The sequence below is a fragment of the Saprospira grandis genome (assembly GCF_027594745.1).
Taxonomy (GTDB): Bacteria; Bacteroidota; Bacteroidia; order Chitinophagales; family Saprospiraceae; genus Saprospira; species Saprospira grandis.
Genome location: NZ_CP110854.1, coordinates 690,977 through 703,042, shown reverse-complemented (window position 1 = coordinate 703,042; position 12,066 = coordinate 690,977). Strand labels below are relative to the sequence as shown.

Here is a 12,066-nt window from a genome sequence, read left to right as displayed (position 1 = left end):
CCAGTTTTGGGCTCTTTTTTTTGTACTTAGGTCTCCTTTTGGCCTAAACAATTTGAGCGTTTTTCTCTTTAGAAAATACATACAATCAATACAACCAAAAAACATGAACGTAAAAGCTTATGCCGCTGAAAAAGCAGGCGGGAAACTCAAGCCCTTTGATTACGAATTGCCTCAATTGGGCAAGGAAGAGGTCGATATTAAGGTGCATTATTGTGGGCTTTGCCACTCTGATTTGAGCATGCTCAACAACGACTGGGGCAATACGACTTACCCCTTTGTGCCAGGGCACGAAATTGTGGGGGAAGTTATTGCTGCCGGAACCGAGGTTAAAGGCCTAAAAGTAGGCGATTTGGTTGGGGTCGGTTGGTTCTCTTCTTCTTGTATGCATTGCCCTAGCTGTATGGGCGGAGAGCAACATCTTTGTGGCGAGGCGCAGGGCGTTATTGTTGGCCGACATGGCGGTTTTGCCTCTCATGTTCGGGCGCATTGGTCTTGGGCGATTGCTTTACCAGAGGGAACCGATTTGAGCAAGGCGGGGCCCTTGCTCTGTGGAGGCGCAACGGTCTTTAATCCCATCCTAAATACAGGCGTCCGTCCTACCGATAAGGTGGGCGTGATTGGTATTGGTGGTCTAGGCCATTTGGCCCTCAAGTTTTTGAAGTACTGGGGCTGTGAGGTGGTGGCCTTTAGTTCTAATCCCGATAAAAGGGAGGAAATTTTGGCCATGGGAGCAACCAAAGTGGTCAATTCTCGCTCTGCCAAAAGTCTGGCCCAAATGAAAGGCCAACTCGACTTTATTATCAATACAACCAATGTAAGCCTAGACTGGAACGCCTACCTCAGCTGCTTAGCCCCCAATGGCCGATTCCATACCGTAGGAGCAGTCCTCGAACCTATGCAGATTCCTGCTTTTAGTCTGATTGGCGGACAGAAGTCTGTGGGCGGTAGCCCAGTGGCTAGCCCCAGCGATATGCTCAAAATGTTTGAGTTTTGCCTGCGCCACAATATCTACCCCCAGGTGCAGGAGTTCCCTATGAGCCAAATCAATGAGGCTATCGCCCATTTGGAAGCTGGCAAGGCCCGCTACCGTATCGTACTAAAGAATGATTAGCTTTGATAATCAATAGCTTAAGATATTTTGTAAATCAGGGATAAAATTGTACTTTTGTGCTGATTTTATCACTCAATCTAGTTTTTAACTGAATGGAAACAGTAAATAAGTTGAACTACAAAGTAAAAGACATCTCGCTAGCCGACTGGGGCCGCAAAGAAATTACCCTAGCCGAAGCAGAAATGCCTGGCTTGATGGCCCTACGTGAGAAATATGGAGAGAGCCAACCTCTTAAAGGAGCTCGCATTGCAGGTTGCCTGCACATGACTATCCAAACTGCTGTTTTGATCGAGACTTTGGTAGCCCTTGGCGCCGATGTAACTTGGTCTTCTTGTAACATTTTCTCTACTCAAGATCAAGCCGCTGCTGCTATCGCCGCCGCTGGTGTACCCGTTTTTGCTTGGAAAGGCATGACGGAAGAAGAGTACGACTGGTGCCTAGAGCAAACACTACGTAGCTTTAAAGATGGCCAGCCCTTGAACATGATCCTAGATGATGGTGGAGATTTGACAAATGTAGTTTTGGACAAATATCCCGAAATGGCCAAAGGTGTATTCGGTATCTCTGAAGAAACCACTACAGGGGTGCACCGCCTATATGAGCGCGTGAAGAAAGGGACTTTGCCCATGCCCGCTATCAACGTAAACGACTCTGTAACTAAGTCTAAGTTTGATAACAAATATGGCTGCCGCGAGTCTGCTGTAGATGCTATCCGCCGTGCTACCGACATTATGTTGGCCGGTAAAGTGGCTGTTGTAGGTGGCTACGGTGATGTAGGAAAAGGTACTGCCGCTTCTTTGCGTGGTGCTGGTTGCCGTGTAATCGTTACCGAAATCGATCCTATCTGTGCCCTTCAGGCTGCTATGGATGGTTTTGAGGTGAAAAAGATGAGCAACGCTATCCCTCGTGCCGACATCATTGTTACCGCTACAGGGAACAAAGACATCATCCGCGAAGAGCATTTCCGCATGATGAATGACAAAACTATCCTTTGTAATATCGGCCACTTCGATAACGAAATCGATATGGCTTGGTTGAACAAAGCTTACGGAAGCACTAAAGTAGAAATCAAACCTCAGGTGGATCTCTATAACATCGAAGGAAAAGATATCATCGTTTTGGCGGAAGGCCGCTTGGTGAACTTGGGCTGTGCTACTGGACACCCCTCTTTCGTAATGTCAAACTCTTTCACTAACCAAACTTTGGCCCAAATCGAACTTTGGACCAAACGCGATACAGATGAGTACGGCAAAGATGTATACATGCTACCCAAACATCTCGATGAAGAAGTAGCCCGCCTACACCTCGCCAAAATTGGCGTTGAACTAGAAGAACTTAGCCAAGAACAAGCCGAATACATTGGCGTAACGGTAAAAGGTCCTTACAAACCAGAACACTACCGCTACTAAATTATATTGCCCTTTTGGGCCAAGAGGTCACCGAATGCCTTCGGTGACCTTTTCTTTTGTTGCCCCTTTGCCCTTGCAAAAGCCAACAAAAAACCTTAGCTTTAATCAATTCACTAAACGTATAGTACCTAGATGCAAAAAATGCTTTTACATCAAGAGGGATTCCAAGGAACAACCAGCCCAATTATCCCCAAAAAGAAAGAAAAGCTGCGTTTTGAAGATTTTTTGAACTTTTTTCCGCCCGTAGAACTTCCTCTAAGCATTAGCTCCGATACCGAAAAGCTCATCTCAGAAGCACATGAACCCCTGAATGCAGCCTGGATGTACGAGTTTGTGCTGGAGTATGGCGAAGAACTAGACGAGTTTACCGAATTTATGCCCTGCTTCTGCCTGGCTCAAAGCGAAAAGTTCTTAGGCCTGGTCTATTGGCAGGCTTCTTTGGAAGGTAGCGCCTACTTTTTAGCCACTTTTTCACTCGCTGGCCACATTATTGATCATAAAATTTTGGCCGGAACACTTTACCTAGAAGATGGCATCAAACAAATGGTCTGCACCGTCGCCAAAGATTGGAGCATCCAAAGAGTAGAGGGCCATATCGACGCCCAAGGCCAACTGCTCAAAGAAAATACTAGGCAAAGCAAACGCTTGCAAATTACCCTAGATGGAGAAATTCTAGAAGATGTATAATCTTTTTTAATTTTTTTGGGGCCCGCGGCCGGCTAGGCTGCGCCTAGGTCGGCCGCCGCTATGCTGCGGGGCTCGCAAGCCTGCTCGGCCCTTCGCCTTTTGCTGCTTTGCAGCAAAAGGACTCGGTCTGGCCCTGCGGGCCACCCGCTCCGCAGCGCTGGGCCAATTCCCCCAAAACGCCTAGCCCCAAACCCAAAGAAGACAAAAACAACCCCCAAAAACCAAATAATATCCCCCCAAACCGAACTTAACATAAGCTAAAGCGCTTTTAACGAATGCCCCCAAAAGGCCCGCAGGGCCTAACGGCTGAGGGATGGATAGCAGGGCCGCCAAAGGCGGCAGACCAAAGCCCAACGGGCTGCAGGGCCGAGCGAACAGCGAGCTGCGGCACAGCCCGACCCGAGCGAAGCGAAGGGGCAGCCCCAAATCAATCATAAAAAGACTAGTCCAATAGAACGCAAAAAAAAGACTAGCACAAACTGGGTATAAGGCCTCCGAAAATTGAGGCAGCCCGATTTAATCAATATAGGCTTGCAAAGGCAGGCCGCCCAACTGCTCTGTTTTCTAAATATGGCCCCGCCAGGGCCCCAAGAGCAGCACTAAACAAAAAAATATGGCACATAAAAAAAATAAATCGAAGCGCAAGACGCAATTAAGCGCTGGAGAGCTGAAAAGCCAAATTGCTAAACTCTTTATCAATGACCATAAGGCCCGCCTGGGCGTGAAAGATATTGTTAGAAAATTACCTATTGCCAATAGCTCAGATGCCGTGCAGTCGGCCCTAGATAGCCTGAAAGAAGAAGGCGTAATTTATCCGCTGGCTAGGGGCAACCGCTACCGTATCGACCGCTTTTACCAACAACGATTGGTGGAAAATGACCGCAATGGCCAAGGACAGTCGGAACGAAATAACCGAGATAATCGCAAAAAAGGATCTAATTGGCAAATGACTACCGGAACCGTAGATCCCACCCGCTCAGGCGCAGCCTATATTGTTCCCGATGATGCAGAACTGGACCGAGATGTTTTTGTCCCTCAAGGGGCATTGGAAGGTGCCCTCAAAGGCGATTTGGTGCAGCTAAAATGGCGACTCTCTCGCCGTGGGAAACCCGAGGGCCGAGTGGTGAAGATCCTAAAACGCAACCGAGAAACCTTTATCGGTACCCTAGTCGTTTCTAAGCGCTTTTGCTTCGTTATTCCCGATGAAAATACGGTCCCTATGGATATTATTGTGGACCGAAACAGCCTGATGGAGGGCCAAAGTGATGATAAGGTAGTGGTGCATATTACCGAATGGCCCAAACCCAATAGCAATGATAACCCCAAGGGCGTTATTACAACCGTTTTGGGCAAAGCCGGCGGCAATGATATCGAAATGAAGTCTATCCTGATTAAACAGGGCTTCGAACTCGATTTTCCAGAAGAAGTTATGGCCGAATCAGAAGCTATTCCACTGGAAATTCCCGAATCGGAAATCCAAAAGCGCCTAGATCTTCGCCAAATTCCTACTTTTACCATTGACCCCGCTACGGCTAAGGACTTTGATGATGCCCTTTCGGTAGAAATGCTGGATAATGGCAATTATCGTATCGGTATCCATATTGCCGATGTAACTTATTATGTGGCCAAGGGAAGTGCATTAGATAAAGAAGCCGCCAAGCGGACCACCTCTGTCTATCTGGTCGATCGCGTTTTACCTATGCTCCCCGAAAAGTTATCTAATGGGGTTTGCTCTTTGCGCCCGCATGAAGATAAACTGACTTTTTCGGCCCTTTTTGAGCTCAACGCCAAAGGCCATGTGGTAGAAGAGTGGTTTGGCAAAACGGTTATCCATTCGGACCAGCGCTTTGCTTATGAAGAGGCCCAAGAAATTTTGGATGGGGCAGAAGGACCCTACAGCCAAGAGCTGCGCATCCTCAATCGCTATGCGCATATTTTGCGCAAAGCTCGCTTTAAGAAAGGAGCCATCAGTTTTGAGTCGCCAGAAGTACGCTTCAAACTAGATGAAGATGGCAAACCCGTAGATGTTTATCTCAAGCATCGCAAAGATGCCCATATGTTGGTCGAGGACTTTATGCTATTGGCCAACCGCCGCGTAGGGGCCAAGATTATGAACATCTACCGCAATGGAGGCAAAGAAATTCCTTTTGTTTACCGTATTCACGATCTGCCCGATATGGAGAAGGTCAATGGTTTTGGAAAATTTGCTGCTCAATTGGGCTACCGCCTAAAGATTCAGGATGTGGAGCAAGTAGCTGGCGCCTTTAATAAGATGCTGAAAGCCGCTGAGGGCAAACCCGAGCATGCCGTCTTGCATCAGTTGGGCATCCGCACCATGTCAAAGGCTGCTTATTCTACCCAAAATATTGGGCACTACGGTCTAGGCTTTGAAGATTACTCGCATTTCACTTCACCTATTCGCCGTTATGCGGATGTATTGGTGCATAGAAATTTGCAGCATTTCTTAATGAACGAAAAGCCGCCTTATACCTCAGAGAAATTAGAAGAAATCTGTGGACATATCTCCAAAAAGGAGCGTAATGCCATGGATGCCGAAAGAGAGTCGATCAAGTACAAACAAACCGAATATTTACAGGGCCGTTTGGGCCAGGTTTTTCAGGGCCATATCACGGGCATGACCGAATACGGTATTTTTGTCGCCCTAGACGAGAATTTCTGTGAAGGGATGCTCCGCTTTGAAAATATGTACGATCAATTTGTGCTAGAAGAAGACCGTTTCCATATTCACTCTTCTTCAGAGCGCTTCAAAATGGGAGACCCCATTTGGGTGCGGGTAGCGAGCACCAATTTAGAAAAACGCCAGGTGGATTTCCAAATGGTCCGCGCAGAAGAGGCCATTGCCGAACTGAACTTGAGCGAGGAAGATTTGCGCCCCAAACTAGAAGAAGGCAAAAATGAAGTGGTCGAGATTGAAGCGGTTCGCCGTACCGATTTAGACGAGCTCTATGTTCGCTTAGCCGAAACCTTTGGTAGTAGCGATATTTGCCAGGAAAATGCAGAAGCAGAACGCAATTGGACCTACCAACTAGCCAGTTCTACTATTCACCGCAAAGGAACCGTTCTTTTGCAATATGCTTGGCTAGCCGAAGAAGGGCAGGAGTATCCCGCACAAATGACCGCTCCCGATGGCGAATTCGATCAGGAGAAATGGGCCAAGATTATGCCCGAGCTAAAGGCTTATATTCCCAACTTCTCTTTGGACCAATTGACGGATACGGCTTATTGTCCATTCTATACCGATAAAGAAACAAATATCAGCACAGCAGACCTCATGCGCTGCCAGGCCTTCTTCTTTGACTGGATGTCTTATTTGCAGGCCGAACAAGTGCTTTGTTTCTCGGCCCGCCTAAAGAATTATTTGGTCAAAAATGGCTTGATTCGAGGACTAGAAGAACTCACTGTAACTTCTGGCAAAAGAGAGATCCGCATCTTTAGAGGCTATATGCCCCTAGCCAATAAAAAACTACGTTTTGCTTTCTTCCCTAGCTTGAGTACGAGCTACAACAAAAAAGCAAAAAAAGAAGCTTGGAACTGGGCCCTAGAAAAGCCATAAGCCAAAGCTAAGTAGCATAGAAAAGCCGCCTACACAATTGTGTAGGCGGCTTTCTTCTTATATCAACTAGTTGTTTTGCTGCGCATCGGCCCAAGCCAAGGCTTTTTGCTCATGTAGCTGAATAAAATCATTTTTATGGGCCACATAAGCAGCTGGATCAAAACGATACAAACGAGCACCCTGCAGTTTTATGGCCGCATAGGCCTGCCGATGTTCCGCAAACTGCCGAAGGTAGTCCCGAAAAGCCAAATGCCGCTTGGCCCCATAGGAGTTTAACACAAAAGCATGTAGCTGATGACTGCGCTCTATTTCTCCCTTTTGGAAGTAGCGGCGGCCCGGAATACCAAACTCTCCTTTGACCAAATAACCGAGCTGTTCTAGCTTTGGGGCTAGTCGGTCTAGCTCTTCTAAGCTATCTACTTCCATCAATAAATCAATAATGGGTTTAGCCGATAAACCGGGCACAGAAGTACTCCCAATATGATGAATTTGGAGCCGCATATTTTTGGGCAAAACACTCAAAATAGCCGCTTTCTCTTTGGCAAAGGCCTGGGGCCAGTCCTCCTGATAAGGACAAACTTCAATCGTTCTGATGTTCATAGACTATTGTTTTAAATGTAAAGGTAGGCATCTAGACAATTATGCTCTTCTTAAAACAGGCTTTGTTTTTAAACTAAAACCTGTACCTTTGTTGCCAGAAAGATCATCCTTTCTGTTTAACTAAAACTATGCTTCAATATGGATTTTGATATCATTGTTTTGGGCAGCGGCCCTGGCGGATACGTAACGGCCATTCGGGCCTCTCAATTAGGTTATAAAGTAGCTGTTGTAGAGCGGGAAGCCCTTGGTGGTATTTGTCTCAATTGGGGATGTATTCCCACTAAAGCACTGCTCAAAAGTGCACAGGTATTCAATTATATTCAGCATGCTGCTGATTATGGCATTCAGGTAAGTGAGGCCAAAAGTGATTTCTCTGCTGTGGTAGAGCGCAGCCGTGGAGTAGCTCAAAAAATGAGTGGTGGCGTCAATTTCTTGATGAAAAAGAATAAAATTACGGTCCTTATGGGCGAGGGCAAGTTGTTGCCCGGCAAAAAACTAGAAGTAAGCGAGGAAAATGGCCAAAAGAAAACCTATTCGGCCAAACATATTATTGTGGCTACTGGTGCACGCGCCCGTCAGCTCCCCAATTTACCCATCGACGGTAAGCACGTCATTGGCTACCGCGAGGCGATGACTCTAGCCAAACAACCCAAAAGTATGTTGGTGGTGGGCTCTGGCGCTATCGGTATGGAGTTCGCCTATTTCTACAATAGCATGGGCACTCAAGTTACCGTGGTCGAGTATCTAGATAATATCCTTCCCCGCGAAGATGTAGATGTTTCTAAGGAAATTACTAAGGTCTACAAAAAGGCCAAAATGAAGATTAAAACCAAAGCCGCCGTACAAAAGGTCACTCCTTTGGCCAATGGAGGCTGTGAGGTGGAAATCCAACACAATAAAACAGGAAAAGTAGAAAAAGTCACCGTTGATGTGGTCCTTTCTGCTGTAGGCGTAAGCCCCAATACCGAGAATATCGGTCTGGCCAATCTAGGCATTAAAACAACCAAAGCCGGCCATATCGAGGTCAATGAGGTCTATGCGACCAATGTTGCCGGCATTTATGCAATCGGCGATGTACTAGAAACTCAGGCTTTGGCCCATGTCGCTAGCGCCGAGGGAATCACTTGTGTAGAAGCTATCGCCTATAAGGAGGGTAAGTTTGAGCACGCCCCTCAAGCAATCGATTATGACAATATTCCCGCCTGTACCTACTGCTGGCCCGAGGTCGCTTCTGTCGGCATGACGGAGGAGCAAGCTAAAGCCGCTGGCTACGAGCTGCGCATCGGTAAGTTCCCCTTCTCGGCTTCTGGAAAAGCAAGCGCCTCTGGCGATAATGCCGGTTTTGTCAAACTAATTTTTGATAAGAAATATGGCGAGTTGCTCGGTGGCCACATGGTAGGCGCCAATGTAACCGAAATGGTGGCCGAACTGGTGGCCGTCCGCAAACTAGAAACTACAGGCATGGAGCTGGTCAAAACCGTTCACCCTCACCCCACGATGTCTGAGGCCGTGATGGAAGCCGCCGCCGCCGCCTATGATGAAGTCATTCACCTATAAAATAGTTCTTGTTTTGGGGCCTCCTGCCTTCGGCAGGCGCTACGTTTCAGGGCTCGCTGTTCGCTCGGCCCTTCAGCGCTAAAGCGCTTCGGTCTGGCCTACGGCCACCCTTGCACATCGCTAGGCCTGCGGCCCTTCGGGCCTGTAGGACGCCAAAATGAGCGGTAAAGATATAGCCACTCTCCTCAAAAAGGAGGGTGGCTTTTTTGTGCCCTAAACAAAAAAACTTAGCTTTAGGGATGATCATTTTATAATCTCCAAATTACAATGAGTATGGCAACTAAAGTATCTGCTATCGAAGGAATTGGTCCTAAATACCAAGAAAAATTAGCCGAAGCGGGAATCAGCACAGTAGAAGGCCTACTAGATGCCGCCTGTACCCCAAAAGGCCGCCAAGAACTAGCCGATAAGTCAGGCATCGATAAAAAACGCATTCTGGCCTGGGCCGGCATGGCCGATATGTTCCGCATCAAAGGCGTAGCTAGCCAATTTGCCGAACTGCTCAAAGCCGCCGGCGTAGATACCATCAAAGAATTACGGACCCGCAAGGCCGAAAACCTACAACAAAAAATGGCCGAGGTCAATGCCGAGAAAAAACTCACCAGAGCGGTCCCCCGCCTAGAACAAGTAGAAGATTTTATCGCTCAAGCCAAAGAGTTAGAACCTAAAATGAGCTATTAGGCCAAGCCGGCCCAAAATAATCATTAGCCGATAGTAGCATAAAGCTGCTATCGGTTTTTTATTGAATGCAGAAAAAATGAGCCAGAGGCCAAAAAAATAACAGCATTTTTATACCTTATAAAGACATTTGAGTAAAAACAGTTTCCCTACATAAAACCGATAAAATGAAAGCCAAAAAAATAACCCTTTCACTAGCCGTTTTGGGCCTCATGGGCCTGCAGGCTTGCCAGCCTTCCGCCCCTAAACGGACTTTTGAGCCCATCGAAACAAAAGAAACAACAGAGAATACAACAGAAACGGCTTCAAAAACATCAGAGGCAGAACAACTGATTCATCCCGATAAATTGCAGCTGGTTTATCCCAAAACAGAAAAGGGCAACCAAAGCGATGACTATTTTGGCCAAAAAGTAGCCGACCCTTACCGCTGGCTCGAAAAAGATACCGACCCCAAAGTAGAAGCCTGGGTGGCCAAACAAGAAAAGTTGAGCCGCAATTATCTAGATGCCCTACCCGGCCGAGAAGCCCTCAAAGATCGCCTAGAAAAAATCTGGAACTATAACCGCTATTCGGCGCCCAGAAAGGAAGGTGGCTATTATTATTATACCAAAAATACAGGCCTGCAAAATCAGTCGCCGCTCTATCGATCGGCTAGTTTGAGCCCCCTCAAAGAAGAATTGGTCCTAGACCCCAATACCCTCTCTAAAGATGGTTCTGTTTCTTTGATGGGCCTTTGGTTTTCTAAAGATGGCCGCTATTTATCCTATGCCATCAGTGAGTCGGGCTCCGATTGGCGAACGATCAAGGTGATGGACCTAAAAACCAAAAAAGTATTGGCCGATGAGGTCAATTGGGTGCGCTACTCTAATGTGAGCTGGTTTGAGAATGGCTTTTTCTATAGTCGCTATGATGCCAATGAAGCAGAGGATAAATATAGCCGCAAAAATGAGTTTCATCAGCTATATTATCACCGTTTGGGCCAAAAACAAGCAGATGATGAACTCATCTTTGCCGATAGAAGCCATCCGAATTACAATTTTAGCCCAGAAGTGACCGAGGATGAAAATTATCTCCTCATTTATAGTACGGCTAGCACTAGTGGCAACGGAATTTATTACAAAAACCTTAAGCAGAAAGATGCGGGCATTGAGATCTTGGTCAGTAATTTTGACTACGATTATAGCTTGGTCAATAATAAGGGTAGCCGCCTATATTTTAAGACCAATTATAAAGCGCCCAATTACCAATTGCTAGAAATTGACCTCAAGCAGGCCGAAGAGAAAAATTGGCGCTCTATTTTGCCCGAGCAAAAAGAAGCGCTAGAGTCGGTCATTATGCTAGGCGATCAGTTTGTGGCCAACTACATCAAAGATGTGCGCAACCAATTGCGGGTATATGATGCTAAGGGCGAATATAAGGGCCGTTTGCATTTGCCCAAGGTTTTGGGTAGCGATAGCCCGGTAGATATTAATAGCTTGCGGGCTTTCCCCAATGGCCAAGGTGGTAGCTATAGCGTCAGCGCCTTTACAATTCCGACAACCGCTTGTACTTTTGAGCTCAAAAGCCGAAAAAGCGAAACTTGGCAGGCCCCCAAATTGGCCTTTAATCCCCAAGACTTTGTAACGCGACAGGTGTTTTATACCTATAAAAACGGAAAAGAAACGGTTCGCATTCCCATGTTCATTACCCATAAAAAGGGCCTAAAAGCAGATGGCAAACGCCCTACTTTGCTCTATGGTTATGGTGGCTTTAATATTAGCATTATGCCTTCTTTTGCCCTAGAGCGCATTCCTTTATTGGAAGCGGGCGGTATTTTTGCCGTGGCCAATATCCGAGGAGGAGGAGAGTATGGTAAAGATTGGCATCAGGCGGGAACGCAGCTAAATAAGCAAAATGTATTTAATGACTTTATTCAAGCAGCCGAGTATTTGGTCAAGGAGGGCTATACCAATCCCGATAAATTGGCCATAGAGGGCCGTTCTAATGGGGGACTATTGGTTGGGGCTTGCATGACGCAGCGTCCAGATTTGTTCAAGGTGGCGTTCCCCATTGTGGGCGTTTTGGATATGCTCCGTTATCAGGAGTTTACCATTGGTCGTTTTTGGGCGGCAGATTATGGCTTGAGCAGCGATAAAAATCAGTTTAAGAATCTATACGCTTATTCTCCGGTACATAATGTTAAGGCCCAAAAGTACCCGGCCACTATGGTCATGACCGCCGACCATGATGACCGAGTAGTGCCTGCACACTCCTTTAAATTTGCGGCGGCCCTTCAGGCCAATGCCCAGGGCAATGCGCCCGCTTTGCTACGCATTGACCGTTCGGCGGGACATGGAGCGGGCAAGCCCACCGCTCAGCGGATAGAGGAAATTGTAGATAAATTGGCCTTTATGCAGTTCAATTTGATGGATTAGCCTGATTAGTGGGCAGTAAAAAGCCAGCAGCTCTAG

General features: G+C 47.0%; 8 protein-coding genes. 7 read left to right on the top strand and 1 reads right to left on the bottom strand.

The features are described 5' to 3' along the window. Positions 1-103: 103 nt before the first annotated feature. From ahr to rnr, 4 genes are all read left to right on the top strand, one after another. Positions 104-1,111, top strand: coding sequence for an NADPH-dependent aldehyde reductase Ahr (ahr, locus tag OP864_RS02720; RefSeq protein ID WP_270099766.1), 1,008 nt, complete (start codon positions 104-106; stop codon positions 1,109-1,111). A gap of 92 nt (positions 1,112-1,203) precedes the next feature. After that, the gene (gene ahcY / locus OP864_RS02715; protein WP_270099765.1) at positions 1,204-2,520 is read left to right on the top strand and encodes an adenosylhomocysteinase; all 1,317 of its coding nucleotides are present in this window, start codon (positions 1,204-1,206) and stop codon (positions 2,518-2,520) included. Between the two features lie 141 nt (positions 2,521-2,661). Further along, complete coding sequence (locus tag OP864_RS02710; protein ID WP_270099764.1) at positions 2,662-3,207, top strand: hypothetical protein; 546 nt, start codon at positions 2,662-2,664, stop codon at positions 3,205-3,207. A gap of 613 nt (positions 3,208-3,820) precedes the next feature. Further along, positions 3,821-6,781 carry a ribonuclease R gene (gene rnr / locus OP864_RS02705; protein WP_270099763.1) on the top strand — a complete coding sequence of 987 codons (2,961 nt, stop codon included), beginning with the start codon at positions 3,821-3,823 and terminating at the stop codon, positions 6,779-6,781. Between the two features lie 66 nt (positions 6,782-6,847). Here rnr and OP864_RS02700 read toward each other — a convergent pair whose 3' ends face one another. Continuing rightward, positions 6,848-7,381, bottom strand: a complete 534-nt coding sequence (locus OP864_RS02700) for a GrpB family protein (protein WP_270099762.1) — start codon at positions 7,379-7,381, stop codon at positions 6,848-6,850. A 138-nt stretch (positions 7,382-7,519) separates the two neighbouring features. Between OP864_RS02700 and lpdA the strand changes: the two genes are divergently transcribed. From lpdA to OP864_RS02685, 3 genes are all read left to right on the top strand, one after another. Further along, positions 7,520-8,938 (top strand): dihydrolipoyl dehydrogenase, encoded by a 1,419-nt coding sequence (lpdA, locus tag OP864_RS02695; RefSeq protein WP_270099761.1) that lies wholly within the window; start codon positions 7,520-7,522, stop codon positions 8,936-8,938. Between the two features lie 273 nt (positions 8,939-9,211). Next, positions 9,212-9,619 carry a DUF4332 domain-containing protein gene (locus OP864_RS02690; protein ID WP_270099760.1) on the top strand — a complete coding sequence of 136 codons (408 nt, stop codon included), beginning with the start codon at positions 9,212-9,214 and terminating at the stop codon, positions 9,617-9,619. A 164-nt stretch (positions 9,620-9,783) separates the two neighbouring features. Further along, the gene (locus OP864_RS02685; RefSeq protein ID WP_270099759.1) at positions 9,784-12,030 is read left to right on the top strand and encodes a prolyl oligopeptidase family serine peptidase; all 2,247 of its coding nucleotides are present in this window, start codon (positions 9,784-9,786) and stop codon (positions 12,028-12,030) included. The last annotated feature ends 36 nt before the right edge of the window (positions 12,031-12,066 follow it).

Excerpts from the sequence above, each read along its gene's own strand:
- ahr (WP_270099766.1), top strand. The coding sequence starts at position 104 with ATGAACGTAAAAGCTTATGCCGCTGAAAAAGCAGGCGGGAAACTCAAG.
- ahcY (WP_270099765.1), top strand. The coding sequence starts at position 1,204 with ATGGAAACAGTAAATAAGTTGAACTACAAAGTAAAAGACATCTCGCTA.
- OP864_RS02710 (WP_270099764.1), top strand. The coding sequence starts at position 2,662 with ATGCTTTTACATCAAGAGGGATTCCAAGGAACAACCAGCCCAATTATC.
- rnr (WP_270099763.1), top strand. The coding sequence starts at position 3,821 with ATGGCACATAAAAAAAATAAATCGAAGCGCAAGACGCAATTAAGCGCT.
- OP864_RS02700 (WP_270099762.1), bottom strand. The coding sequence starts at position 7,381 with ATGAACATCAGAACGATTGAAGTTTGTCCTTATCAGGAGGACTGGCCC.
- lpdA (WP_270099761.1), top strand. The coding sequence starts at position 7,520 with ATGGATTTTGATATCATTGTTTTGGGCAGCGGCCCTGGCGGATACGTA.
- OP864_RS02690 (WP_270099760.1), top strand. The coding sequence starts at position 9,212 with ATGGCAACTAAAGTATCTGCTATCGAAGGAATTGGTCCTAAATACCAA.
- OP864_RS02685 (WP_270099759.1), top strand. The coding sequence starts at position 9,784 with ATGAAAGCCAAAAAAATAACCCTTTCACTAGCCGTTTTGGGCCTCATG.